General features: G+C 72.4%; 18 protein-coding genes and 1 riboswitch. Of the genes, 8 read left to right on the top strand and 10 right to left on the bottom strand.

The window, feature by feature from the left end:
- Positions 1–139 precede the first annotated feature (139 nt).
- Positions 140–265, top strand: a riboswitch (TPP riboswitch).
- Between the two features lie 58 nt (positions 266–323).
- The 4 genes from OERS_RS16035 (at position 324) to OERS_RS16020 (ending at position 4968) form a co-directional block, all read left to right on the top strand.
- Complete coding sequence (locus OERS_RS16035; protein ID WP_169834241.1) at positions 324–1379, top strand: thiamine ABC transporter substrate-binding protein; 1056 nt, start codon at positions 324–326, stop codon at positions 1377–1379.
- 88 nt (positions 1380–1467) lie between these two features.
- Positions 1468–3171 carry an ABC transporter permease gene (locus OERS_RS16030; protein ID WP_248948619.1) on the top strand — a complete coding sequence of 568 codons (1704 nt, stop codon included), beginning with the start codon at positions 1468–1470 and terminating at the stop codon, positions 3169–3171.
- Positions 3171–4556 (top strand): ABC transporter ATP-binding protein, encoded by a 1386-nt coding sequence (locus tag OERS_RS20770; protein ID WP_083201538.1) that lies wholly within the window; start codon positions 3171–3173, stop codon positions 4554–4556. Before OERS_RS16030 ends, OERS_RS20770 begins: the two co-directional genes overlap by 1 nt.
- A gap of 85 nt (positions 4557–4641) precedes the next feature.
- On the top strand, positions 4642–4968 hold the full coding sequence (locus tag OERS_RS16020) for a DUF4235 domain-containing protein (protein WP_056644797.1): 327 nt from the start codon (positions 4642–4644) through the stop codon (positions 4966–4968).
- A 42-nt stretch (positions 4969–5010) separates the two neighbouring features.
- On the opposite strand, the gene OERS_RS16015 is transcribed toward OERS_RS16020, so the two are convergent.
- Entirely contained in the window at positions 5011–5664 is a 654-nt protein-coding gene (locus OERS_RS16015; RefSeq protein WP_068626953.1) for a response regulator, read from the bottom strand.
- Positions 5661–6854 (bottom strand): sensor histidine kinase, encoded by a 1194-nt coding sequence (locus OERS_RS16010; RefSeq protein WP_068626939.1) that lies wholly within the window; start codon positions 6852–6854, stop codon positions 5661–5663. Before OERS_RS16010 ends, OERS_RS16015 begins: the two co-directional genes overlap by 4 nt.
- Before the next feature lie 187 nt (positions 6855–7041).
- Here OERS_RS16010 and OERS_RS16005 point away from each other — a divergent pair, with 187 nt between their 5' ends.
- Positions 7042–7479 carry a DUF6069 family protein gene (locus OERS_RS16005; protein WP_068626937.1) on the top strand — a complete coding sequence of 146 codons (438 nt, stop codon included), beginning with the start codon at positions 7042–7044 and terminating at the stop codon, positions 7477–7479.
- Between the two features lie 189 nt (positions 7480–7668).
- A complete protein-coding gene (locus tag OERS_RS16000) occupies positions 7669–8283 on the top strand; it encodes a dihydrofolate reductase family protein (RefSeq protein WP_068626935.1) in 615 nt (204 codons plus the stop codon).
- Positions 8284–8379: 96 nt separating this feature from the next.
- Here OERS_RS16000 and pgi read toward each other — a convergent pair whose 3' ends face one another.
- From pgi to OERS_RS15975, 5 genes are all read right to left on the bottom strand, one after another.
- The gene (gene pgi / locus OERS_RS15995) at positions 8380–10086 is read right to left on the bottom strand and encodes a glucose-6-phosphate isomerase (RefSeq protein WP_211268496.1); all 1707 of its coding nucleotides are present in this window, start codon (positions 10084–10086) and stop codon (positions 8380–8382) included.
- A gap of 227 nt (positions 10087–10313) precedes the next feature.
- Complete coding sequence (locus tag OERS_RS15990; RefSeq protein WP_083201536.1) at positions 10314–11531, bottom strand: N-acetyltransferase; 1218 nt, start codon at positions 11529–11531, stop codon at positions 10314–10316.
- A gap of 63 nt (positions 11532–11594) precedes the next feature.
- Positions 11595–12773: a GNAT family N-acetyltransferase gene (locus OERS_RS15985; RefSeq protein WP_068626933.1), complete on the bottom strand. Its 1179-nt coding sequence runs from the start codon at positions 12771–12773 to the stop codon at positions 11595–11597.
- Positions 12770–13903 (bottom strand): GNAT family N-acetyltransferase, encoded by a 1134-nt coding sequence (locus OERS_RS15980; protein WP_068626946.1) that lies wholly within the window; start codon positions 13901–13903, stop codon positions 12770–12772. The genes OERS_RS15985 and OERS_RS15980 overlap by 4 nt, the downstream gene beginning before the upstream one ends.
- 154 nt (positions 13904–14057) lie before the next feature.
- Positions 14058–14324 carry a GlsB/YeaQ/YmgE family stress response membrane protein gene (locus OERS_RS15975; protein ID WP_056644819.1) on the bottom strand — a complete coding sequence of 89 codons (267 nt, stop codon included), beginning with the start codon at positions 14322–14324 and terminating at the stop codon, positions 14058–14060.
- A gap of 214 nt (positions 14325–14538) precedes the next feature.
- Here OERS_RS15975 and OERS_RS21810 point away from each other — a divergent pair, with 214 nt between their 5' ends.
- Positions 14539–14925, top strand: a complete 387-nt coding sequence (locus tag OERS_RS21810; RefSeq protein ID WP_068626931.1) for an RNA-binding S4 domain-containing protein — start codon at positions 14539–14541, stop codon at positions 14923–14925.
- On the opposite strand, the gene argG is transcribed toward OERS_RS21810, so the two are convergent.
- The 3 genes from argG to OERS_RS15955 all read right to left on the bottom strand — a co-directional run bounded on the left by argG (position 14922) and on the right by OERS_RS15955 (position 18300).
- The gene (gene argG, locus OERS_RS15965) at positions 14922–16364 is read right to left on the bottom strand and encodes an argininosuccinate synthase (protein ID WP_068626930.1); all 1443 of its coding nucleotides are present in this window, start codon (positions 16362–16364) and stop codon (positions 14922–14924) included. The two genes, OERS_RS21810 and argG, sit on opposite strands and share 4 nt — an antisense overlap.
- 154 nt (positions 16365–16518) lie before the next feature.
- Positions 16519–17289 carry a lytic polysaccharide monooxygenase gene (locus tag OERS_RS15960; protein WP_068626928.1) on the bottom strand — a complete coding sequence of 257 codons (771 nt, stop codon included), beginning with the start codon at positions 17287–17289 and terminating at the stop codon, positions 16519–16521.
- Positions 17290–17529: 240 nt separating this feature from the next.
- Positions 17530–18300, bottom strand: coding sequence for a lytic polysaccharide monooxygenase (locus tag OERS_RS15955; protein ID WP_248948618.1), 771 nt, complete (start codon positions 18298–18300; stop codon positions 17530–17532).
- A 397-nt stretch (positions 18301–18697) separates the two neighbouring features.
- Here OERS_RS15955 and OERS_RS15950 point away from each other — a divergent pair, with 397 nt between their 5' ends.
- A complete protein-coding gene (locus OERS_RS15950; protein WP_139107886.1) occupies positions 18698–25639 on the top strand; it encodes an isopeptide-forming domain-containing fimbrial protein in 6942 nt (2313 codons plus the stop codon).
- Positions 25640–25739 lie beyond the last annotated feature (100 nt).

The raw sequence follows: 25739 nt of genomic DNA, 5'->3' as shown, positions 1-25739 counted from the left end.
GGGCGCGCCGCGCGTCGTGAAGGTGCCCGACGGCGGAGCTCAGGTCCCACCGTAGCCGTCGCCCGGGGCGGGGCGCGCCCCGGGCGAGATCACACGCCGGACCCCTGCCCGCACCGTCGGACCGCGGTGTAAAGTCGCAGGTGAACGACAGGGGAGCGCCGACCGCCCGGAGACAACGGGCAACAGGCGCTGAGAGTGCGGACCACCGCAGACCCTCGAACCTGATCCGGTTAGCACCGGTGGAGGAAGTCGGGCTTCTCCAGCCTCGCTCACGGAACCTCCCGTGCGTGAGGTCCCCCTCCTGTGACGTCCAAGGAGGACACGTGAACACCATCAGTACCCGCCTCGGCCTCGGCCTCGTCGGCGGGCTCAGCGCGCTGGCCCTCACGGCCTGCGCCGGGACGACCGACACGGGCACGGACCCGTCGAGCGTCGTCACGCTCGTCACGCACGACTCCTTCAACGTGAGCGAGGACGTCCTCGCCGCGTTCGAGAAGGAGTCCGGGCTGACCGTCAAGCAGATCACCCCCGGTGACGGCGGCTCGCTCGTCAACCAGCTCATCCTCACCAAGGACGCGCCGCTCGGCGACGTCGTGTTCGGCATCGACAACTCGTTCGCGACCCGTGCGATCGACGAGGGCGTGCTCGAGCCCTACGCGCCCGCGGGGCAAGCCGACTCGGCGGCCCAGTACGCAGTGGGGGACGGCGAGCTCACCCCGATCGACTTCGGCGACGTCTGCGTCAACGTCGACCACGCCTGGTTCGGCAACACAGGGGTCCCCGAGCCCGTGACGCTCGACGACCTGACCAAGCCCGAGTACAAGGACCTGCTCGTCGTGACCAACCCCGCGACGTCGTCGCCGGGGCTGTCGTTCCTGCTCGCGACCGTCGGCGCCTACGGCGAGGACGGCTGGGAGGAGTACTGGAGCAAGCTCAAGGCCAACGGCGTCAAGGTCACCGACAGCTGGTCCGACGCCTACTACGTCGACTTCTCCGGCTCCGAGGGCAATGGCCCGCGCCCCATCGTGCTGTCCTACTCGACGTCGCCCGCGTTCACGGTCTCCGAGGACGGGAGCTCGACGCGGACGGGCGCGCTGCTCGACACCTGCTTCCGCCAGGTCGAGTACGTAGGTCTGCTGGCCGGGGCAGCGAATCCCGAGGGCGCCAAGAAGCTCGTCGACTTCCTCGTGAGCGACGCGTTCCAGGCCGACATCGCCGACAGCATGTACATGTACCCGGTGAACACCGACACCGAGCTGCCCGAGGGCTGGGTCGAGTTCGCCCCCCTGTCCCCGGAGCCGTTCGACGTCGCCCCCGCCGACATCACGGCACACCGCGACGAGTGGATCAAGGCGTGGACGTCGACGGTGATCGGCTGAGCATGTTCTCCGTGAGCCCGGCGGCGGCGCGCTCGTGCTCGGGCGGGGCGTGGGTGGGCGCACAGGGTGCTCGTGAGCGGGCGGTGTCGTGAGCCGCGGCGTGCCCGCGGCCGTGCAGCGCGGCGGGCGGGTCCTCCTGTGGGGGCTCGCCGCCGGGCTGCCGCTGCTGTTCCTCGGGGTGTTCTTCGCGTGGCCCGTCGTGACGCTGATCGCGCGCGGGTTCGTGACCCAGGACGCTGCCGGCGCCTCCTTGGACCTCTCCGGCTTCGCCGAGGTGTTCTCCGAGCCGCGGACCTGGCGGATCATCGGGCTGACGCTGTGGCAGGGCGTGCTCGGGACCGTGATCTCGGTGCTGCTCGGCGTGCCCGGCGCGTACGTGCTGTACCGGTGCCGGTTCCGTGGGCGCACGTTCCTGCGGGCGTTCGTGACCGTGCCGTTCGTGCTGCCGACCGTCGTGGTCGGGGTGGCGTTCCGCTCCCTGCTGGTCGAGGGCGGGCTGCTCGGGTTCCTGCGGCTCGACGGGACGTTCGGGGCGATCGTCCTGGCCCTCGTCTTCTTCAACTACTCGGTCGTGGTCCGGACCGTCGGCGGGCTCTGGGAGCACCTCGACCCGCGCGCCGAGGAGGCGGCCCGCGCCCTGGGAGCCTCGCCCTGGCGAGCGTTCCGGTCCGTGACGCTGCCGTCGCTGGCGCCGGCCATCGCGTCGGCCGCGTCGATCGTGTTCCTGTTCTGCGCCACGGCGTTCGGTGTCGTGCTCGTCCTGGGCGGTGTCCAGTACGGGACCATCGAGACCGAGATCTGGATCCAGACGACCCAGTTCCTCGACCTGCGCGCGGCCGCGGTGCTCTCGGTCGTGCAGCTCGTCGTCGTGGTGGTCGCGCTGAGCGTCGCCAACAGGACCCGCGCCCGGCGCGAGCGCGCGCTCAACCTGTCCGCGGCGACGTCCGCGGCCCGGCCGCTGCGCCTGCGGGCCGACGCGGTCCCGCTCGCGGTGACCGCCGTCGTCGTGCTGGGCCTGATCGCCCTGCCGCTCGTCAACCTCCTCGTGCGCTCGTTCCAGACCCCCGGTGGCTGGAGCCTCGCGAACTACGCGAACCTCGGCACGACCGGCGGACGCAACGCCCTGAGCGTGACCGTGTGGGAGGCCACGGCCAACTCGGTGCGGACCGCCGCGATCGCGACGCTGATCGCGGTCGTGATCGGCGGGCTCGTCGCGCTCGTCGTCTCGCGACGGCCCCGGTCGCGCACGGGTCGACGGGCGATCAGTGCGCTCGACTCGGTCTTCATGCTCCCGCTCGGCGTCTCGGCCGTGACCGTCGGGTTCGGGTTCCTCATCACGCTCGACAAGCCGCTCGGCCTCGACGTGGACCTGCGGACCTCGGGGCTGCTCGTGCCCGTCGCGCAGGCGGTCGTCGCGATCCCGCTCGTGGTCAGGACCGTGCTGCCCGTGCTGCGCGCGATCGACCCGCGGCTGCGCGAGGCCGCTGCGACGCTCGGGGCGCCGCCCGCTCGTGTGTTCGCCGCGGTCGACGGGCCCATCGCGGCCCGGTCGCTGGGCCTCGCGATCGGGTTCGCGTTCGCGGTGTCGCTCGGCGAGTTCGGGGCGACGTCGTTCCTGGCCCGGCCCGACGCGGCCACGCTCCCCGTGGTCATCTTCCGGCTCATCGGCCGGCCCGGGGCGGAGAACTACGGCATGGCACTGGCCGCGAGCGTCGTCCTCGCGGTCCTCACGGCAACGGTGATGATGGTGGCGGAACGCCTGCGCGGCGACCGCTCGGCAGGAGAGTTCTGATGGACGGAGCCACGGTGGTGGAGCGAACGACGGACGGCTCGGCTGAGCCGTACGTGCCGCACGACCCGACCGGGAGCACGGCGAGCCGAGGCCTCACGGTGCTCGACGTCGTCGTGCACTACCCCGACCCGGCATCCTCCAAGGGGCCCGGGACGACGGCCGTGCGCGGTGTGGGACTCGACCTCGCGCCGGGCGAGGTGCTCGCCCTGCTGGGGCCGAGCGGCTGCGGCAAGTCGAGCCTCCTGCGCGCCGTCGCGGGGCTCGAGCCCGTCGCGGGCGGGAGCATCACGTGGGACGGGCGCGACCTCGCGGGTGTCCCCGTGCACCGACGTGGGTTCGGGCTCATGTTCCAGGAGGGGCAGCTCTTCCCGCACCGGGACGTCGCGGGGAACGTGGCGTTCGGCCTCCAGATGGCGGGCGTCAAGCGGTCCGCGGCCGCGGGCAGGGTGGCCGAGCTGCTCGACGTCGTCGGGCTCGCCGGGTACGCGCAGCGGCCCGTCGCGACGCTGAGCGGTGGCGAGCGCCAGCGCGTCGCGCTCGCGCGCGCCCTGGCGCCCGAGCCGCAGCTCCTCCTGCTCGACGAGCCGTTGTCGGCGCTCGACCGGGGGCTGCGCGACCGGCTCGCAGCCGACCTGCGCGCGGCGCTCGTCGCGACCGGGACCACCGCGCTGTTCGTGACGCACGACCACGACGAGGCTTTCACCGTGGCCGACCGCGTGGCCGTCATGGACGCCGGGCGGCTGCTCCAGGTCGCGGCTCCCGAGGACCTGTGGCGCGCGCCCGCTTCGCGGCGGGTCGCGGAGTTCCTCGGGTACCAGGCGTTCGTGGCGCTGGGGTCGGCGGGGTCGTCGCGGTCGCTGGGAGACTCTGCGGCGGACTTCGAAGCGGACTTCGAAGCGGCTGATCGGTTGTCAGAACGTGGCCGGGGTGTGCCCCGGGGTGGTTCTGACAGGTCTCTCGCCACGGATCCGTTGTCAGAACGTGGCCGGGGTATGCCCCGGGGTGGTTCTGACAACTTCTCGGCGGCGGGCGGCGAGCTGCTCGCGATCGGCCCGACGGGGCTCGTGCTCGTCCCCGGTGCCCACGCCACGGATGAGTTGTCAGAAGGTGGCCGGGGTACGGACCGGCGTAGTTCTGACAACAAATCCGGGGCATGGTCCGCAAACGGCACGGTCGTCCGCAGCGCCTTCCGGCGTGGGCGCACCGAGGTCACGGTCGACGTCGACCTGGGAGCCGGCCCGCAGCGCGTGGTCGCGCTCGGCATGCCGTCGGCGACACCCGTGCCCGACGGCGCCACGCACCACTCGTTCGCCCCCGCACCGGGGGGGCGGGTCCGGGTCGCGCTCGACCTCGCGGGCTGTGCGGTGGTGCCGACGGACTCGTAGCCCGGCGGACGTGGTCTGCCGCCATGAACCCGGCATCAGCACCACCCACCCTGCGACCGCCCGTCCCCCGCGTTAGCGTCGAAGCATGAGCGACGCCACGATCGACCACGTGCCCGACCGTACCGAGGAGCACGGCGGCAAGGCCGCGAAGATCCTGTACAGGCCGTTCGGGCTGATCAGCTCGATCATCGGCGGCCTGGTCGCGGGCCAGGTCTTCAAGCAGGTCTACAAGCGGGTGTCTCCTGGCCACCGCAAGGACGCACCCACGCCGCTGCAGTCGGAGTACCCGCTGCGCGAGATCCTGATCGCCGCACTGATCCAGGGCGCGGTGTTCTCCGGGGTCAAGGCCCTGATCGACCGTGGCGGGGCCCGTGCCTTCCAGAAGTGGACGGGGGAGTGGCCGGGAGACTGAGCCACCCCGGCGCGTCGGCCCGGAGCACGCCTGGACGACGGCTCACGCGCCCCCGGCGTCCCGCACCAGCACGGCGAGCTGCGTCCGGTTCTCGAGCCCCAGCTTGTCCAGGACGCTCGACACGTGCGCCTTGACGGTCGGCACGCTGAGGTAGAGCTCGCGCCCGACCTCGGCGTTGCTCGCTCCACGCCCGACGGCGAGCGCGACGTCACGCTCCCTCCCGGTCAGCCGGTCGAGCGACGCCCGCGCCCGTGCCCGCGCCTCGCCGACCGAGGCGGCCGAGGCCATGAGCCGCCGCGCGACGTCGGGCGACAGCACCGGTTCGCCGGCCGCGGCCGCGAGGACCGCCGCCGCGATCCGGGCCGGGGGCATGTCCTTGAGGAGGTAGCCGGCGGCGCCGGCCCGGAGCGCTCCGAGGACCTCGTCCTCGGTGTCGAACGTGGTGAGCACGACGACGGCGGGCGGGTTCGCCCGCGCGCGCACCCTGGTGGTCGCGGTGATCCCGTCGACCCGCGGCATCCGCAGGTCCATGAGGACCACGTCGAGGGGGTGGGCGTCGAGGAGGCCGGGGACCTCTGCGCCGTCGGCGGCCTCGCCGACGACCTCGATGCCCAGCGTGCCGTGCAGCATCATGCGCAGGCCGGACCGTACCAGGGCGTCGTCGTCGACGATGGCGATCCGTACGGGTCCGGTCATGAGCCCCACGGTAGCGACACCGTGAGCCGGAACCCGGCACCCTCCGAGGTCGGACCAGCGAGCACCTCGCCGCGCAGCAGCCCGGCCCGCTCGCGGAGCCCCACGAGCCCGGTCCCCGTCCCCTGGAGCGAGGGCAGGTGCCCGGGGGCGGGACCGTCGTCGGACACGTCGACCCGGACCTCGCCCGGCACGACCACGACCGCGACGCGGACCGCGCTGCCGGGAGCGTGCCGTCGGGCGTTGGTCAACCCTTCCTGGACGGCGCGGAAGGTCGCTGCCTGCACGGTGGCCGGGACCGTGGTGAGGTCGCCGTCCAGCTCCCAGTCGACGTCGACGCCCGCGAGCCGGGACTCGTCGACGAGCCGGGCCACGTCGGCCGGCCCGGGAGCCGGGCGCAGGGCGTCGGGCTCTGCGCGCAGCACGCCCACCACGTCCCGCAGCTCCTCGAGAGCGGCGCTCACGCCCTCCCGGACCAGGCCGGCGGCACGGGCGACCTCCTCGGGCGGGGAGTCGGGCCGGAACTCGAGCGCCCCCGCGACGGTCGCGAGCAGCGACAGCCGGTGCGCGAGCGTGTCGTGCATCTCCCGGGCGATCCGCGTGCGCTCGGCGGCGCGGGCCTCCCGCACGCGCAGCTCCTGCTCACGCTCGGCCCGCCGTGCCCGCTCGCGCAGGTCGGCGACGACCTGAGCCCTGGCCTGGGCGAACGCCCCCCAGCCGACGAGTGCGGCGTGCACCGCGGCGTCGCACAGCAGCCACCAGCCGAGCGGGAGGCCCGTCGGGCGCCACAGCGCCTGGACCGCGTGGCCCGCGAAGCCCGCCGCAGCGACGAGCACCGCGACACGCAGGGGCCGACGGCGGGCGACCTCGAGCGTCGCGACGGTGGATGCGGGCGTCGCCGCGGGGGACAGGGCCGCAAGTGCCGCCAGCGCGAGGGCCGGCACCACGGGGTCGCCGAGCGCCGCCCCCGCGTCGCCCCGACGCCCGCGCGGTGCCCACCACAGGAGCGGGCTGAGGGCCACAGCGACCAGTCCGACGAGGACGTCCAGCGCGACGCGCGGCCCGGGCTCGCCCGGCAGGGCTCCCCACAGCATCAGGGCGGTGAGGGCGCCGACGGCGAGCACGGCCCCGGTCAGCACGCCCCGGGAAGGGGCCCGCGGCGGAGAGCATTCGTCGTTCGGGTAGCTGTTCATGCCGCCACCCTAGGAACGGGCGCGCTGCTGTCACCACCGACTTTCGGAGGGGGGAGCGGGCCGTCGGTCGTGACGGGGCGAGCCGTCGGGAGGGTCCGGCGAGGGAGGCCCGGGAGACACGGTGGGGACGTCGGCCGAGGGGTCGGCGCGGGCCCGGAGGGGGCCCGATCGATCGGAGGGAGACGTCATGGACGCGTACCGGACAGCAACGAGCGGGGTGGCCGAGCGCACGGGGCAGGGGCGCACGAGGACGGTGCCCAGGTGGAGCGTGCCGCTGCTCGCCGCGGCGGCAGGGGTGGTCGTGTGGGGTGCCGGGACGGCGCTCGGCGTCGAGGCCGTGGCGCAGGGCGCGGCCGGCGACATGCGGATCGGCGCGGTCACGGTGATCCTGACCGCACTGCTCGTCGGCCTCGCGGGGTGGGGTGTCCGTGCGGTGCTCCGACGGTTCGGCACGCCGCGGGCTGGGAGGACCGCAGGTGAGCGGACCTGGATGGTGGCCTGCGCCGTCGTGCTCCTGGCGTCCCTGCTCGGACCGCTGGGTGCGGCGAGCGTGTCCGCGACCGTGCTCCTGGCCGCTCTCCACGTCACGGTCGGGGCCGTGGTCGCGCTGGGCCTGCGGCACTGAGCCCACGTGGCCTGCGGCGCTGAGCCCACGTTGCCTGCGGCGCTGAGCCCACGCGGCCCGACGACGGCACGCCCCCCGCGCGCGCAACGCGCCGGGGTGCGTGCCACGGTGGGAGGCAGGGACCGATGAGTTCGGCAGCGTCGCCCGGTCTCAGCAGACGTACCCGCAGACCCCCGAAGGGACCTCATCATGGCGAAGCTCGTCTCCACCTTGTTCAGCTCGCTCGACGGCGTCGTCGAGATCGACCCGACGTGGCACTTCCCGTACTTCGACGAGCACATGGGCGCCGCGGTCGACGAGGACTACACGGGCGTCGACACCCTGCTGCTGGGCCGCGTCACGTACGACAGCTTCGCGGGTGCCTGGCCCGGTCGCGAGGAGGCCGGCGAGGAGGACGCGGTGTTCGCCAAGCGGCTCGGCGACCTGCGCAAGGTCGTCGCGACCCGGGGTGACGCGGACCTCGGCTGGCGCAACGTCGAGAGGATCGACGGTGACCTGGTCGAGGCCGTGACCACGCTCAAGGAGACTCCGGGCATCGCCAAGGTCCTGGTCGCGGGGTCGATCTCGGTGGTCCGCCAGCTCCTCGCGGCCGGGCTCGTGGACGAGCTGAGCCTCCTGGTCCACCCGGTCGCGGCCCGCAAGGGCGAACGGCTCTTCGACGAGGGCGACACGATCTACCCCCTGCGGCTGCTGCGCTCCGAGGTCTTCCCCACGGGCGTGGTCCACCTGGTCTACGGGCCGAGCGAGCTGCCCGGGAGCGAGGGATACGACGAGGCCAAGGAGCACGTGCCGGGCGAGGCGTGAGCCTGCCGGAGGGGTGCCGAGCACGAGGTTGCGGTCGTTCTGGGCGTCAGAACGACCGCAACCTCGTGCTCGGCGACCAGCACCAGCGACCCGGCGTCAGCTCCGCTGCTCGAGGTACCACCCGATGAGCGCCTGCGTCGACGGGTCCTGCGCGGCCAGCGCGGCGGCGTCGCCCGTGACGGCCGGGGCGATCTCGTTCGCGAGCTTCTTGCCGAGCTCGACGCCCCACTGGTCGAACGAGTCGATGCCCCACACGACGCCCTGGACGAACGTGATGTGCTCGTAGAGCGCGATGAGCTGGCCCAGCACCGAGGGCGTGAGCGCGGGCGCGAGGATCGACGTCGTGGGGCGGTTGCCCGAGAACACGCGGGCGCTCACGAGGTCCTCCGCGGTCCCCTCGGCCCGGACCTCGTCGGCGGTCTTGCCGAACGCGAGGGCCTTGGTCTGCGCGAAGAAGTTCGCGAGGAACAGCGAGTGCACGTCGACGGGCTCGTCGCCCGCCGCGGTGTCGACGAGCGGGTGCGCGGGGTTCGCGACGGCGATGAAGTCCGCGGGGACCAGGCGCGTGCCCTGGTGGATGAGCTGGTAGAACGCGTGCTGACCGTTGGTGCCCGGCTCGCCCCAGAAGACCTCGCCGGTCTCGGTCGTGACGGGGGACCCGTCCCAGCGCACCGACTTGCCGTTGGACTCCATGGTCAGCTGCTGCAGGTACGCGGGGAAGCGGTGCAGGTACTGCGCGTAGGGGAGCACCGCGTGCGTGTGCGCCCCGAGGAAGTTGACGTTCCACACGTTGAGCAGGCCCATGAGCGCGGGCACGTTCTGCTCGATCGGGGTGGTGCGGAAGTGCTCGTCGATCGCGTGGAATCCGGCGAGGAACTCCTCGAAGCGCGCCGGGCCGATCGCGATCGCGAGCGACGTCCCGATCGCCGAGTCGACCGAGTAGCGCCCGCCGACCCAGTCCCAGAAGCCGAACGCGTTGGCGGGGTCGATCCCGAACGCGGCGACCTTGTCGAGGGCCGTGGAGACCGCGACGAAGTGCTTGCCGACCGCGGCCGTCCGCGCCTCTTCCGAGTCGTCGAGAGCGTCGACCGCCGCGAGCTCGGTCCAGAGCCAGTCGCGCGCGAGGCGTGCGTTGGTCAGGGTCTCGAGCGTCCCGAACGTCTTGGACGCGACGATGAACAGCGTGGTGCGCGGGTCGAGGCCCGCGGTCTTCTCGGCGACGTCGGTCGGGTCGATGTTGGACACGAACCGGACGTCGAGGTCCTCGGCCTTGTAGGGCAGGAGGGCCTCGTAGGCCATGACGGGGCCCAGGTCCGAGCCGCCGATACCGATGTTCACGACCGTGCGCACGCGCTCGCCCGTGACGCCCGTCCACTTGCCCGAGCGGACCTTCTCCGCGAACGCGTAGACCTTGGCGAGCTCGCCGTGCACGTCGGCGTCCACGTCCTGGCCGTCGACCGTCAGCGCCGGCGAGGCTCCGGACGGCCGCCGCAGCGCGGTGTGCAGCACGGCGCGGTCCTCGGTCACGTTGATGTGGTCGCCGCGGAACATGGCGTCGCGGCGTCCGGCGAGGTCGACGTCCTGTGCGAGGCGCACGAGGAGCGCGATCGTCTCGTCGGTCACGAGGTTCTTCGACAGGTCGACGTGGAGGTCCGCGGCGTCGAACGTGAGGCGCGCGGCGCGGCCCGGGTCCTGGGCGAACCATGCGCGCAGGTCCGGGGTCAGGGCGGCCTGGTGGGCCGTGAGGTCGGCCCAGGAGGGAGTGGTGGTGGCGTCGATCGGCGGTGTGCTCGCAGTGCTCACGATGGTCTCGCTGCTCCCTGGTCGGTGGGGGTCTTCGGGGGTCGCCCGGGGTCTTGGCCGGACCCGACAACCGTAGGCTGCGACCTGCGGGGTTGTCCTGGTGGCTCACGGTGCGAGCGGTTGTGAGGTGCGGTGCCGGACAGTCGGGCGTGCCCGACGGCGGAGCGTCCGCCGGGCACGCCCGTCGCCTCACGTGGGTGGCAGGGTCCGAGACCCCGCCGCGAGCGTCAGCCGAGGCGCTTCTGCCAGACGGCCGCGACGCCGACGGGCTCGAAGCCGAGCGCGACGTTGATCGCGAGCATGTGCTCGTTCTCCTGGGCGTTCCACGTGTTGATGCGGCGCTCGCCGGGGCGGCGTTCGGAGTAGGCGCGCAGGTTGGCGATCTTGACGAGCATCCCGAGCCGGTGGCCGCGGTGCTCGCGGAGCACGAGCGTGTCCTCCTGGAACGCGAAGGGAACGTCGGGGACGGGCATCTGCACCACCGAGAAGGCCGCGAGCGTGCCCGTGGGTGCGTGCTCGGCGACCGTGATCAGCACGTGCTGATGCCGGCCGGCGAGGCCGCGCAGGTGGCTGCGGACGCGTGCGGCGTCCCAGGGGCTCTCCGCGACGTCGAGGCCCGCGTTGGGGATGTCGGTGCTCATGCGCGTCCACAGGATCGCGACCTGGTCCTCCCACACGGTGGGCACCTCGTCCCACCAGGTGTGCAGCCGGTAGTCGTCGCCGGCCGCCTCGGTGGACCGCGCGTGGAGCGCGTCGAGCAGGGTGGGGTCGACCGGGAGCTTCAGCACCGAGGCGCGCTCGACCTGCTCGAGCGTGAAGCCCCGCCCGAGCGCGAAACGTGCCGGGCGTGACGCGACGGGCACGCGGCCCGCGCCCGTCGGTGCGTCGAGGGCGTCGGGACCGGGGGCGGGCTCGGGAGAGTGGTTGCTGAAGGTGATGACCGTGGTCCGGTCCGCGGCGCGCGCGATCTCCTCGACCCGTGCCAGGAGGGTGTCGCCGATGCCCTGGCCCTCGAGCCCGGGGCGCACCATGAGCGTGACGTACGCGAGGTGCGTGTTGCTCACGGTCGCGAGGTTGACGATCGCGGCCCCGCCCACGTCGCGGGGGGCCGGGGCGGTGCCGTCGGTGAGCGGGACGTCGGCACCAGGGGAGGCGTCGGCTGCCGTCCCCGGAGCCTCTCCCGGAGCCTCTCCGGGGAGCGCGACGACCAGGATCTTGCGGTGGTACTCCTGCTGCTGGAGCGCCCCGTGGATCACGGGCAGGGGAGCCCACCAGTCGGTCCAGCCCCAGGTCGCGAGCTGCACGTCGTGCTCGATCTCGCTGTACGCCTGGTACGCCCAGATGTCGGGGTGCTCGAGCGTGGGCGGGACGGGAGGGGCGTCGACCGCGCGCCAGGTCGTGCCTGCGCGGGCCGCGGCCCCGGGAGAGGTCTCGGTGCTCGTCATGCGCCCACTCTTGCGCCCCGGGGTCCGCTCGGGCCAGACAATAACGACACATCGCCCCGTCGGTCAGGCGAGCCGCAGCTGCCACTCCGCGTCGACGCTCGCGACCTCGAACCCGAGCGCCTCGTTGATCGCGAGCATGTGCCGGTTCTCCTGCGCGTTCCAGGTGTGGATGCGCCGAGACGAGGGCCGCACGCGCGCGAGCTCGTCGAGCACCGCGATCTTGACGAGCATCCCGAGCTGGTGGCCCCGGTGCTCACGCAGCACCAGGGTGTCCTCCTGGACCACGACCTCGGGCCGGTCGTGCGGGTAGGAGACCATCGAGAACCCGGCGAGCCGTCCGGTCGCGACGTGCTCGGCGACCGCGATGAGATACCCCTGCCCTCGGTCGGCGAACGACCGGGAGGCCGCACGGACGCGGTCCGCGTCCCACGGGTCCTCCTCGAGGTCGAGCCCGCCCGAGGGGGCGTCGGTGCTCATGCGGGTCTCGAGCACGGCGAACTCGTCGATCCAGTCCTCGGGGACCGTGTCCTGCCAGAGGTGGACCCGGTACCGGTCGGCGGCGGCAGCACGGGCAGCCTCGCGCAACCGGGCCACGACGTCCTGGCGAGGAGGCAGCGAGATCGCCGAGTGCCGCATGACCTGCTCGAGCGAGAACCCGCGAGAGAGCGCGAAGCGGGTGCCCGGATCGTCGAGCGGGACGCGTCCGCTCCCGGTCGGCGACTCGAGCGCGCCGGGCCCCGCAGGGGGTTCGGGCGAGTGCGACGAGTCCGACAGGATCACGGTGCGTCCGGCCTCTCGCGCGATGCGCAGGCCCTCCTCCCAGAGCGCTGTACCCACGCCTTGGCCACGGTGGTCGGGGTCGACCCCCGCGTACACGATCGCGACGTGCGTGTTCCCCTTCTGGGGAAGGCCCACCATGCCGCGCCCGACGACGTCGCTCGCCGCCGGGGTCCGGTCCGGTTCGCCGCCACGGGCGCCGAGGGCTACCGCGACGAGCCGGACGGTCTTCTTGTACTCCTGCTGGGCCGTCATGCTGACGAGCGTGGTCGCGGCGTCCAGCGCGAGGTCGGTGTGCCCGTGGATCTCCCGGTCGACGGCCTCTCCCACACGGACGGTGCCGTGCACGCCCCACGCCTCGGGTGCGTCGAGCGAGTCCGGGACGGGCACGCGCAGGACGCGCCACGCCGTCGGGCCGGAGACCTGGTCCTCCGCAGGGGCCGCGGTCTGCGACGGGCCGCTCACGCGCCCACCCGCTTCTGCCAGCCCGCGTAGCCGCCGGCAGGCGTGAAGCCCAGGTCGATGTTGATCGCGAGCATGTGGTCGTTCTCCTCGGCGTTCCAGGTGTGGATACGTTCGGTCGCGGGTCGGCGCACGGCGAGCTCGTCGAGGTTCACGACCTTGACGAGCATCCCGAGGCGGTGGCCTCGGTGCTCGTGCAGCACCAGGGTGTCCTCCTGGAACGCGAACGCGGGGCGGTCCTTGGGGTAGGCGAAGACCGAGAACGCGGCGAGCGTGCCGGTCGGGACGTGCTCGGCGACCGTCATGAGCAGGCCGTGCCCCTTGCCGAGCAGCTCGTCGACCCAGACGCCCACGCGCTGCGCGTCCCACGGGTCCTCGCGGAAGTCGATGTCGCCCACCGGGGCGTCGGTGCTCATGCGCGTGAACAGCGTCCCGACCTGCTCGCGCCGGTCCGGGGGGACGTCGTCCTCCCACACGAGCGTGCGGTAGTCGGGGCCGGCTGCCCCGACCGCGCCTGCCCGCAGGCGGTCGAGCAACGCGGGGTCGACCGGCAGCGCCAGGATCGAGTGCCGCTCGACCTGCTCGAGGGCGTAGCCCTTGCCGGCGACGAAGCGCGGCCCGGGGGCGTCCGCAGGGACGCGCCCGGCGCCCGTGCGCGCCTCGAGGGCGCCCGGTCCGGGCGGCGGCTCGGTGCCGTGCTGGGTGTCCGTGAACAGGGTGGTGCGGCCCGCGTCGACGAGGATCTTCTCGCCCGTCTCCCACAGCGCGCTCCCGATCCCGTGGCGTCGGTGCGCGGGTCGGACCTGCACGGACAGCTCGCCCAGGTGCGTGTTGCTGCTGGTCGGCAGCGCGACGGCCAGGTGGCCGAGCACGTCCTGCGGTCGCGGGGTCTCGGGTGCGTCGGCGCGGACGGCGACGACGCGCTGCTTGGTCGTGTACCGCTGGCTGTTCATCCCGGCGAGGACGTCGCGCGCCTCGTCGGCGAGGTCGTCGTAGCCGTGGGCCTCGGTCGTGACCTCGGCCTCGACCTGGGCGATGCCGAGGTAGGCCCAGGCGTCGGGGGCGTCGAGGCTCGTGGGGTGCGGGGCCTCGAGGACGCGCCAGGTCGCCGTCGACTCGGTGGGGGAGCTCATGGTCCCAGCGTCCTCCGCGGGGTGGGAGCGGTCCACGGTATTTCGAGGGGTGTGTCCGCGTCGCCGGACGGCCCGGCCCGTCGAGGGGCCGGGCCGTCCGGGGTGGTGCGGCGCGCCGCGGGGAGCCGTCAGGTGCCCGACGGCGGAGCGAGCGTCAGGCCTTCGACCTGCGGCCCGAGATCAGGCCCCAGATGAGCAGCACGACGAGCGAACCGATGAAGGCCCAGAACCACGTCGAGAAGGACCAGAACTCCTGGTTGGGGTCGGAGCCGAAAGCCCTGCCGATGAATCCACCGACGAACGCCCCGACGACGCCGACGATCAGCGTCACGACCCAGCCTCCACTTGCCCTACCAGGCATGATGGCGCGAGCGATGGCTCCCATGATGAGGCCGATGACGATCCAGGACAGAATCCACATAGCCACTCCGTTCTCCGGGCGACGACCCGGACGGTGCGAGTGCGGCCGGGTGGCGTCGGTTCCCGTTCACCGTGGCACGGTTGCGCGGGGTTCGCACGCCCAAAGGCGACATTCGCCGCAGTGGCGCTCGGCGCCGTCGGGCGTGACGGCCGGTCCCGCGCGGGGCGGGAGCCGCCTACGCTGGGGTGGTCCGACGTCGGGAAGGGAAGTGACCATGCGGGTCGACAGCTGGCTCTGGGCGGTCCGCCTGACCAAGAGCCGATCGGTGTCCACGGCCGCGTGCCGCGCCGGGCACGTCAAGGTGAACGGGACGCGGGTCAAGCCCGCCGCGAACCTCAAGGTCGGCGACACCGTGACCTACCGCGGTGAGCGCGAACGGATCGTCGAGGTCGTCCAGCTCCTCACCAAGCGCGTCGGTGCGCCCGAGGCCGCGAAGGCGTACGTCGACCACAGCCCACCGGTGCTGCCGCGCGAGGCGGTGCCGTTCGTGCCGGTGCGCGACCGCGGGGCAGGGCGCCCGACGAAGCGAGAACGACGCGAGATCGACAAGCTGCGCGGGCGCGACCTGCCCCCGGTGGGCTGGGTCGACGAGGACGACTAGTCGACCCCGAACTCCATCGCGGCGCGGTCCAGCGCCTCGTCGAGCTCGGACGAGGACGTGCCGCGCGACGCGATGGCCTCGGCGCCGCCCTCGGGCATCTGGCCGATGAGCTCGGTCTGCCCCGTCCCGATCAGGGCCGCGTGCTGCGCGCCCACCATGCCGAGACCCGCGTACTGCTCGAGCTTGGCGCGCGAGTCGGCGATGTCGAGATTGCGCATGGTGAGCTGGCCGATCCGGTCCGTGGGACCGAACGCCGAGTCCGTCGTGCGCTCCATCGACAGCTTGTCGGGGTGGTAGGAGAAGTTGGGGCCCGTCGTGTCGAGGATCGAGTAGTCCTCGCCGCGACGCAGGCGCAGCTTGACCTCGCCCGTGATCGCGGCACCGACCCAGCGCTGCAGGGACTCGCGGATCATGAGGGCCTGCGGGTCGAGCCAGCGGCCCTCGTACATGAGGCGGCCCAGGCGACGGCCGTCGTTGTGGTAGCTCGCGACCGTGTCCTCGTTGTGGATCGCGTTGACGAGGCGCTCGTAGGCGATGAACAGCAGCGCCATGCCCGGGGCCTCGTAGATGCCGCGGCTCTTGGCCTCGATGATCCGGTTCTCGATCTGGTCGGACATGCCGAGCCCGTGGCGGCCGCCGATCGCGTTGGCCTCCATGACCAGGGCGACGGCGTCCTCGAACTCCTGGCCGTTGATCGCGACCGGGCGTCCCTTCTCGAAGCGGATCGTGACGTCCTCGGTCGCGATCTCGACCGCGGGGTCCCAGAAGCGCACGCCCATGATGGGCTCGACGTCCTCGAGGCCCGTGTCGAGGTGCTCGAGGGTCTTGGCCTCGTGCGTCGCACCCCAGATGTTGGCGTCGGTCGAGTAGGCCTTCTCGGTGCTGTCGCGGTACGGCAGGTCGTGCGCGAGCAGCCACTCCGACATCTCCTTGCGCCCACCGAGCTCGGTGACGAAGTCGGCGTCGAGCCACGGCTTGTAGATGCGCAGGTTCGGGTTGGCGAGCAGGCCGTAGCGGTAGAACCGCTCGATGTCGTTGCCCTTGAACGTGGAGCCGTCGCCCCAGATCTGGACGTCGTCCTCGAGCATGGCCCGCACGAGCATGGTGCCGGTCACGGCGCGACCGAGCGGGGTCGTGTTGAAGTAGGAGCGCCCGCCCGAGCGGATGTGGAACGCGCCGCACGTGATCGCGGCCAGCCCCTCCTCCACGAGCGCTGCGCGGCAGTCGACGAGACGGGCCAGCTCGGCACCGTAGGCCATGGCGCGGCCCGGCACGGAGTCGATGTCCGGCTCGTCGTACTGCCCGATGTCGGCGGTGTAGGTGCAGGGCACCGCACCCTTGTCGCGCATCCACGCGACGGCGACGGAGGTGTCGAGACCCCCGGAGAAGGCGATGCCGACGCGCTCGCCGGCCGGAAGTGAAGTGAGTACCTTGGACACGACTCAAGTATATGCAGACGATTGCATATTCATGCAATTGGAACGGGGAGAGGGCCCGCCCGGGGCCGCCTGCTGATCCAGGCGGGCTCCGGACGGGCCCTGGCGATGCTCCCGCCGCCACGTTCTCCAGCGCGTCGACGGGACGGTCGTCACCTCAGCAGGCGCCGAGGTTCTTCCACACGCCCCACTGGCCGCTCGTGCCCGGGTTCTCGCCCGTGGTCCACCACTTGGCCTCGTACTTCGTGTTGTTGTAGGAGACGCGGGCGCCGCCCGTGTAGACCGAGCCCGCCGACCAGGCCGGGTCCGTGCACGTGCCGTTGCCGGTCGTGCCGCCGGTGGTGCCCGTCGGGTCGCCGCCCGTGGGGTTGCCGCCGGTCGGGTCGCCACCCGTCGGGTTGCCCGTGGGGTCGCCGCCGACCGAGATGTCGACGCAGTTGTAGAACGCGTTGACGGTGTTGGACACGTTCCACCGGGCGAGCACGGTGTGGTTGCCCGCGGGCAGGTTCGTCAGGGTGTGCGAGATGTTGCTCGGCGGCTGTGCGCCACCCTGGCTGAACGTCTGGTGCAGCTTGCCGTCGACGAAGTACTCCCACGTGCTCGTGTTGTGGGCTGCCGTGAGCTTCCACTGGAACGTCACCGTCGAGCCGACGCTCTTGCGAGGCCAGGCCTTGCTGTTGTCGTCCAGGACGGTGAACCCGCTGCCGCCCGAGCACTGCATGGACCCCTTGGGGGCCTCGACGCTCTGGGGCTCGTACTGCACCCCGCCACAGCTGAAGGACACCGCGCCGGTCGCACAGTTGTCCTGCCGGCTGGGCGGGGACGTGATCCACCCGTGCGCCGAGGCGCTGGGTGCCACGATGATCGGGGCTGCGATCGCTGCCGCTCCGAGGACGGCGGCGATCATCGCCGCGCGTAGTCGTCTCATGTTTCTCTTCTCGCTCTCCATGGAAGTCGGTAGGCCCCATTGCCGGGCGACCTACTCATGTCGAATCGGACATCTTCGACGCTAAGGAAAGAAACAGGCAGGCACAATCCGGTAAAGCACGTAGGGGGTCCTACGTATCGGGCATGCACAGAAGTGGCGCCGTGCCAGGAGAATTCCTGGCACGGCGCCACTTCTGTGCGCTTCGTGCGCGGTACCTCACGCCCTCACGGGCATCGGGTCTCAGCAGGCGCCGAGACTCTTCCAGGGGCCCCACTGCGCGCCCGCGCTGGGAGCCTCACCCTTGGTCCACCACTTGGCCTCGTAGACCTGGCCGTCGAGCGACACCTTGGTGCCGCCCGTGTAGACGGCGTTGGTGTCCCAGGCCGCGTCGGTGCACGTGCCGGGCGTGCCGCCCGTGGTGCCGCCGGTCGTGCCGGTCTCGCCGCCCGTGGTGCCACCGGTCGTGCCGGTCTCGCCGCCCGTGGTGCCACCGGTCGTGCCACCCGTGGTGCCGCCGCCCGCGACCGTGATGTCGATGCAGTTGTAGAACGAGTTGACCGTGTCGGCCACGTTCCAGCGCGCGAGGATGGTGTGGTTGCCCGCCGGCAGGTTCGTCAGCGTGTGCGAGATGTCCTTCGGCGGCTGCGCGCCACCCTGGTCGTAGGTCTGGTGCAGCTTGCCGTCGACGAAGTACTCCCACGTGCTCGTCGCGTGGTTCGCGGTGAGCTTCCACTGGATCTTGACCGACGAGCCGACCGTGGTGCGGGGCCAGGGCTTGCTGTTGTCGTCGAGGATCGCGTAGGCGCTGCCGCCGCTGCAGGTCGTGCCGCCGTGCGGGGCCTCGACGCTCTGCGGCTCGTACTTCAGGGTGCCGCAGTCGAAGGACACGGCGCCGGTCGCGCAGTTGTCCTGACGGCTCGGCGGGGAGGTGACCCAGCCGTGTGCGGAGGCGGCGGGCGCCAGCACCACGGGGGCGACGATGGCGGTCGCGCCGAGAACGGCGGTGATCATTGCCGCGCGAAGTCGTCTCATGTGCATCTCGCTTTCTTTGTGGCGGACGGCGAGACGCAGGGCCTCGGTCCACCTCGACCAGAACGTTGCGACGGTAGGTCAGCGCTCGTCGCGTCTTCAAACGGTCTCCAGGCGTACGGGAAACCACGTACCTGAACCCCCGTGCCGCGCGGAACGGCGACCTGGCGCGGCTGGTGAGCGGCGCCGTCGGGCAGATGAGAGGCGCATGAGAGGGAAATGGCCCCGAATCGTGTGGAGAACACCTATATGGAAGGAACGCCCGATATCGCGTGCCCCGACCTTTCACCCGCACCGTTCCCGTCATGAGAATGCGGCCCGGCGGTCTTAGCCAGTGCACGTGTCCCACGGCGCGTGCTCGGACGACGAGGGGACGATCATGTCGGGTGCACACACACGGGCGAGGAAGCCCAGGGCAGGGAGCCGGCTGCGCAAGAGTCTCGCGACCCTGCTCGCGCTCGTGCTGGGACTGGCGTCGGCGCTCGTCGTCGTGACCCCGGCAGCACAGGCCGCGACGGGCCCGACCGGGACGTCCGTGCGCGGCGCGCAGACCTTCTACACGTACGTCCGGGCCGGAGAACGCTTCACGGCCAGCTTCGCGAAGCTCTCGGCCGAGACCAGGACCTGGAACCCCGTCATCGTGGTCACCAGCCCGCAGGGCGAGGTCTCCCGATGCACCGCGATCACGCTCGCCGCCGCTGTGGGCACGACGTGCAACGTGAGCCAGGTCGCGACCTCGGCGACGGCCGGCGTCTGGAAGGTCGAGATCGCCAAGTCGGCCCCGGCCCAGACCGACCCGGCCGGACAGGTGCAGATGTCGTGGTCGATCACGGCCTCCACGGCGGGCGGCGCGGTGATCCCCGGGCGCACCTGGACCGAGTCCTTCCGGATGACCGACAACCTCAACCTGCCGATCCGCACGGCCGACCTGACCCTCTGGTACCAGACCGAGCACGGGTACACCTACAAGGTGGACCGTCGAGGGATCATGGGCATCGACTCCGAGTACTCGGCCAACGCGTTCGGCAACATCGACACGACCACGTGCGCCTCGGCCTACCGCAGCATCTTCACGAGCTCGAGCCTGATCCCGGCAGACCAGGGCCTGCCCTACCGGACGTCGTCCGCGGCGCACGCCATGGGGTGCGACTTCTCGGCCTACAAGCTGTTCTTCGAGGCGCCCGCGACCGACCTGCCGGCGAGCGTGACGCTGCCGGGAGGCCAGACCACCTGGCTGCGGCTGGCCGCACCCGTGGCGCCCAGCATCGACGGGCCGACGTTCGTCCCCGCCGGGCCGGGCGCGCGGTCGGGCACGATCGACTTCAGGATCGACGACTTCGAGGGCAACGCGACGGTCCGGGTCGACGTGGACGACGACGGTGTGTTCGACGGCCCGCTCGACCGGGTGTTCCCCGTCGCGGCGCTCGACGCGCCGCAGTCCGTCGCCTTCGACGGCCTCGACGCCTCGGGTGCCGTGATCCCCACGAGCAGACCCCTGGCGTTCCGGGTGGAGATCGACCGCGTGGGAGAGATCCACTTCGTCGACGAGGACATCGAGATCTTCAACGGGGGCATCGCGGTCAACCGCATCAACGGCCCCCCGCAGAACGACGTCCGGCTCTTCTGGAACGACACGCCCGTCACCGACGTGCAGAACGACCCGCGCGCGAACGTCCGGTGCTCGACGACGCCCGTCGTCCAGGCGCTCGGCGGTCTCCCGAGCAGCGCGGGCGTCCACGCCTGGGGCGTCGGCACCTGCCCGACCAACACCATCTTCGGGATCAACCCGCCTCCCACGGACACCACGAACGGCGGCACCTGGGGCAACAACCGCGCGATCGACAACTGGGCCTACGCCGACACCGCGATCACCACGACCTCCGACCACCCCGGCTTCCTGCTCGCCAAGTCCTCGGACCCCGCGACGGGCTCGATCGTCAACCCCGGGGACGAGATCCGCTACACCGTCACGACCAGCCCGGTCGACTACGCCCACCCGGAGGAGGTCACCGACGCCCTCGAGGCGACGACGTGGTCGGGGCGCTACTCCGACTCGGTGAGCTCGGTCCGTGACGACGCCGACGTGCCGCTCGACGACCTCGTGTCCGCGCCTGCCTCGGGCAGCTCGACGACGGTCACGGGGGACGCCTGGACCTGGACGGGCACCGACATCCCGCTGTCGACGACGTCGGTCGCGACCACCTACACGGCGACGGTCAAGGCCGTCGGGAGCGGCGACGGCGAGCTGCGCAACGTGGCGTTCACGCACACGCCCCCCGAGCCGCCGAACCCTCCGACGACGTGCGAGCCGGGCACCTGCGGCACCACGGTGCACGACGTCCCCGGCTACCAGTTCACCAAGACCGCCGACCCGGTCTCGGGATCCTCGGTGCAGCCCGGCGACACCGTCACGTACTCCCTCACGGGTCGCAACAGCGGCGACACCCCGCTGACCGTGACGATCGCCGACGACCTCGCCGACGTGCTCGACGACGCGACCTACGTCGCCGGCTCGCTCGCGGCGTCGATCGACGGGGGAGCCCCCGTGCCGCTGGCGCTGGTCGGCTCTTCGTTCAGCTGGACCGGCGACCTGGCCGAAGGACAGACGGTCGTCGTCAGCTACCGGGTCACAGTCGATGCCGGCACCCAGGGCGAGACCCTCGACAACAGCGCGACCTCGACCGCCCAGCCCCCGACGGGGCCGGCGATCACGCCGCCGCCCGTCGTGACGACCCACCCGATCCCGGGCTTCGAGGTCTCCAAGACCGCGGACCCCGCGTCCGGGACCGACGTCCGACCGGGCGACACCATCACCTACACGGTCACGGGCACCAACACGGGGGCGACCCGTCTGGACCCGGTCGTCCTCTCGGACGACCTCGGCCGGGTCCTCCCGCTCGGGAGCCTCGGCGCCGTCACGGCCGAGGTCGACGGCGCGGCCGTCGCAGCCCCGGTCCTCAGCGGCACCACGCTCACCTGGACCGGTGCGCTCGACGTCGGCCAGGAGGTCGTCCTGACCTACGCCGTCACGGTCGCCGACGGCCTCACGGGCGGTCTGCTCCACAACGTCGTGACCGGCACCGCCCAGCCTCCGACCGGGCCCCCGATCACCCCGCCGGCCGTCGAGACCCAGCACCCCGTCCCGGGGTTCGCTCTGACGAAGAGCTCCGACCCCGCGTCGGGCAGCAGGGTCGCGGCCGGTGACCTCGTCACGTACACCGTGACCGGCACCAACACCGGCGACACCGTCCTGGATCCCGTCGAGATCACCGACGACCTGTCCGCGGTCCTGGACCGCGCTGCGGTCGAGGGAACCCCCAGCGCCTCGCTGGGTACGGCACCCGAGGTCTCGGGGACGACCCTGACCTGGACCGGGACGCTGCAGCCCGGCGAGTCGGTCGTCCTCACGTACGCGGTGCGGGTCGATGCCGACGCGCCGGCCGGGACTCTCCTGCACAACGTGGCCGACGGCTCCGCGACCCCGCCGACCGGTCCGCCGCTGACCCCTCCGGCGGTCGAGACCGAGCACCCGATCCCCGGCTTCGTGATCTCCAAGTCCTCGGAGCCGACCGCCGGGTCGACGATCCGGGGCGGCGAGTCCATCACCTACACCCTCACCGGGGAGAACACGGGGGCGACGACGCTTGACCCCGCGACCCTCACCGACGACCTCTCGGCCGTGCTCGGGCACGCGACCCTCGTCCCCGCCTCGATCACGTCCACGGCCGGCGACCTCCCCGTGCTGGACGGGACCACGCTCACGTGGACCGGCGCGCTCGCCCCGGGCCAGAAGGTCACGGTCGGCTACCAGGTGATCGTCGACCTCGACGTCGCCGCGGGAACGATCGTGCAGAACACCGTGACGGGCTCCGGCCAGCCGCCCACAGGACCGCCGATCGTCCCTCCGCCGGTCGTGACCGAGCACAGGGTGCCCGGCTTCACGCTCGAGAAGAGCTCGGACCCGGTGTCCGGGACCACGGTGTCTCCCGGTGACACCGTCACCTACACGCTGCGCGGCACGAACACCGGTGCCACGGTCCTGGACCCCGTCGTCGTCACGGACGACCTGGCGGCCGTGCTCGATCATGCCGACCTGGTCCCCGGGTCGATCACCTCGAACATCGGCGTCGTGCCGGAGCTCACCGGGACGACGCTCCGGTGGGAGGGCGTGCTGAACCTCGGCCAGCAGGTCGTCATCCAGTACACCGTCACGGTCGACACCGACGCCCCGGCAGGATCGGTCCTGCACAACGTCGCGACAGGCACCGCCACGCCGCCCACGGGGCCGCCGATCGTCCCGCCCCCGGTCGAGACCCAGCACCCGACCCCCGGGTTCGCCCTGACCAAGACGTCGGACCCGGCGTCGGGGACCACCGTCCGCGGCGGTGACACGATCACCTACACCGTGACGGGCACCAACACGGGCGAGACGCTCCTCGACCCGGTCGTCATCTCCGACGACCTCTCGGGTGCGCTCGACGACGGCACGCTCGTCGAGGGCAGCCTCGAGGCGTCCATCGGCTCACCGGCCCTGACCGCGGACGGGTTCACCTGGACGGGACAGCTCCAGGTCGACGAGTCGGTCGTCATCACCTACCAGGTCGTCGTCGACGAGACGCACGACGACGGCGCGATCGTCCGCAACGTCGTCTCCGGGAGCGCGACCCCTCCGGGGGAGCCGCCGCTCACGCCTCCGGACGTCGTCACCGAGCACCCGACCCCGGGGTTCACGGTCGCCAAGTCGGCCGACCCGGCCTCGGGCTCCGACGTCCGGCCCGGTGACACGCTCTCCTACACGATCACGGGGACGAACACGGGAGCGACCACGCTCGACCCGGTCGTGATCGTCGACGACCTCTCGAAGGTCCTCGACAGCACGACGCTCGTCGACGGGTCGATCACCTCGAGCCGAGGAGCCGCGCCGACCCTGCAGGGGAGCTCTCTCACCTGGTCGGGCGCGCTCGGTGTCGGGCAGGACGTCGTGATCACCTATCAGGTCACGGTCGACGAGGACGCCGCCGGTGCGACGGTCCTCAACACGGTCGACGCCGGAGCGCAGCCCCCGACGGGGCCGCCGGTCACGCCGCCCGAGGTCACGACGCAGCACCCGGTGCCCGGGTTCTCGCTGGCCAAGGCCTCCGACCCGGTCTCCGGCCGGTCCGTCCAGGGCGGGGACTCCATCACCTACACCGTGACGGGCACCAACACGGGCGCCACGGTCCTGGATCCCGTCGCGATCTCGGACGACCTCTCGGACGTCCTGGACGACGCAGCGCTCGTCGAGGGTTCGCTCGCCGCGACGATCGACGGGCAGCCGGCCACGGCGCCGTCCCTGACGGGGACCGAGCTCCTGTGGACCGGCGTGCTCCAGCCGCAGCAGGTCGTGGTCGTCACCTACCGGGTGACGGTCGACGCGGACGTCCCCCCGGGGGCGCTCGTGAAGAACGCCGCCTCGGGAACGGCGACCCCGCCCACGGGTCCGCCCATCACCCCGCCCGAGGTCACGACGCAGCACCCGGTGCCCGGGTTCGAGGTCGCCAAGACCTCCGACCCGGCGAGCGGGACCGCCGTCCGCGCGGGAACCGTCATCACCTACACGGTCACGGGCACCAACACGGGTGCGACGCCGCTGAGTCCTGTCACGCTCCTCGACGACCTGTCGAAGGCGCTCGACAAGGCCACGCTCGTCGCGGGCTCGCCCACGGTCGCGATCACGGGCGACGGGAGCCAGGGCACGCAGCCCACGACCCCGACGCTCGTGGGCGCCGCGCTCTCCTGGCAGGGCGAGCTCGGCGTCGGGCAGACGGCGACCCTGACCTACCAGGTGCTCGTGAACGCGGACGTCCCTGAAGGGGCGCTCGTGCAGAACCGGGTCACGGGGACGGCCACGCCCCCGGTCGGGCCGCCGATCGCACCGCCCGAGGTCACCACCGAGCACCCCGTCCCGGGGTTCGTCGTGGCCAAGACGGCCGACCCGGCCGACGGGTCGACGGTCCAGCCCGGGCAGACCATCACGTACACGGTCACGGGCACCAACACGGGGGCCACGGTCCTGGACCCGGTCGTCGTCACGGACGACATGTCCGCGGTCCTGGACCACGCCGCGTACGTGGATGGCTCGGCGGCCGCGACGGTCGGCGGGGTGCCGGTCGAGGCTCCTTCGCTCGACGGCACGACCCTCACCTGGACGGGCGCGCTGCCCGTGGGGGCCGCGGTCACGCTCACCTACCAGGTGGTGGTCGACCAGGACGCCCCCGCGGGGACGACGCTCCGGAACCGTGCGAGCGGTCAGGGCACGCCTCCGACGGGTCCGCCGATCACGCCCCCGCCGATCCTGGTCCAGCACCCGACCCCCGGTTTCGCGCTGACCAAGGTGTCCGACCCGGGGTCGGGGGCCGACGTCCGGCCCGGGCAGACCATCACCTACACCGTGACGGGGGCCAACACCGGGGCGACGGTCCTGGCGCCGGTCGAGATCTCGGACGACCTGTCCAAGGTCCTGGACAGCGCGACCTTCGTCGAGGGTTCGCTCGCGGCGACGGTCGACGGCCAGCCGGCCACGGCGCCGTCCCTGGCGGGGACCGAGCTGACCTGGTCGGGGACGTTGCAGCCTCGCCAGGCCGTGACGCTCATCTATCAGGTGACGGTCGCCGAGGACGCCGCGGGTGCTCTCGTCGAGAACACCGTGCGCGGGCAGGCGACACCGCCCACGGGTCCGCCCGTCACGCCGCCCGAGGTCACGACCGAGAACCCGGTCCCCGGGTTCGAGGTCGCCAAGACCTCCGACCCGGCGTCGGGCTCGACGGTCCAGGCCGGGCAGACCATCACCTACACGGTCACGGGTACCAACACGGGTGCGACGGTCCTGGACCCGGTGGTCCTGTCCGACGACCTCGTGAAGGTCCTGTCGGGCGCGACGTTCGTCGAGGGGTCGATCGAGGCCACGGTCGCGGACGCTCCGGTCGACGGGGCGACGCTCCAGGGGACGGCGCTCACGTGGTCGGGGGCGCTGCGGCCGGGGCAGGCCGTGACGGTCACCTACCAGGTGAAGGTCGACGCAGGCGTCGGGGCGGCGACGGTCCTGAAGAACGTCGTGACGGGTACCGCGACGCCCCCCGTGGGGCCGCCGCTCACGCCGCCGCCGGCGACGACCGAGCACCGGACGCCGCCGCCCCCGGCGCCGGTCGCACCCCCGACGACTCCCGGGGAGTGGCTCGCGACCACGGGATCCACGGTGGGTCCGGTGCTCGCGGCGGCGTTGCTCATGACGCTCCTGGGCCTGGTGCTCGTCAGGGCCCGACGGCGCCGCTCGCCCGAGTGATCGGGTCCGCCCGGTAGCGGGTGCGGTGCGGGCGGGCGGGGTGCTCCCGAGAGGGGGCCCCGCCCGTCGTCGTGCCCGGCGGTGCCCTGGGAGAGCGGCG

Origin of the sequence: Oerskovia enterophila (assembly GCF_001692445.1) — a bacterium.
Lineage (GTDB): Bacteria > Actinomycetota > Actinomycetes > Actinomycetales > Cellulomonadaceae > Oerskovia > Oerskovia enterophila.
The sequence above is the reverse complement of the archived record's forward strand: the minus strand, read 5'-3'. Positions and strand labels throughout refer to the sequence as shown.

Coding starts and splice junctions, on each gene's coding strand:
- OERS_RS20770 (WP_083201538.1), top strand. CDS start 3,171: ATGGACGGAGCCACGGTGGTGGAGCGAACGACGGACGGCTCGGCTGAG.
- OERS_RS16020 (WP_056644797.1), top strand. CDS start 4,642: ATGAGCGACGCCACGATCGACCACGTGCCCGACCGTACCGAGGAGCAC.
- OERS_RS16015 (WP_068626953.1), bottom strand. CDS start 5,664: ATGACCGGACCCGTACGGATCGCCATCGTCGACGACGACGCCCTGGTA.
- OERS_RS16010 (WP_068626939.1), bottom strand. CDS start 6,854: ATGAACAGCTACCCGAACGACGAATGCTCTCCGCCGCGGGCCCCTTCC.
- OERS_RS16005 (WP_068626937.1), top strand. CDS start 7,042: ATGGACGCGTACCGGACAGCAACGAGCGGGGTGGCCGAGCGCACGGGG.
- OERS_RS16000 (WP_068626935.1), top strand. CDS start 7,669: ATGGCGAAGCTCGTCTCCACCTTGTTCAGCTCGCTCGACGGCGTCGTC.
- OERS_RS15990 (WP_083201536.1), bottom strand. CDS start 11,531: ATGACGAGCACCGAGACCTCTCCCGGGGCCGCGGCCCGCGCAGGCACG.
- OERS_RS15980 (WP_068626946.1), bottom strand. CDS start 13,903: ATGAGCTCCCCCACCGAGTCGACGGCGACCTGGCGCGTCCTCGAGGCC.
- OERS_RS15975 (WP_056644819.1), bottom strand. CDS start 14,324: ATGTGGATTCTGTCCTGGATCGTCATCGGCCTCATCATGGGAGCCATC.
- OERS_RS21810 (WP_068626931.1), top strand. CDS start 14,539: ATGCGGGTCGACAGCTGGCTCTGGGCGGTCCGCCTGACCAAGAGCCGA.
- OERS_RS15960 (WP_068626928.1), bottom strand. CDS start 17,289: ATGAGACGACTACGCGCGGCGATGATCGCCGCCGTCCTCGGAGCGGCA.
- OERS_RS15955 (WP_248948618.1), bottom strand. CDS start 18,300: ATGATCACCGCCGTTCTCGGCGCGACCGCCATCGTCGCCCCCGTGGTG.
- OERS_RS15950 (WP_139107886.1), top strand. CDS start 18,698: ATGTCGGGTGCACACACACGGGCGAGGAAGCCCAGGGCAGGGAGCCGG.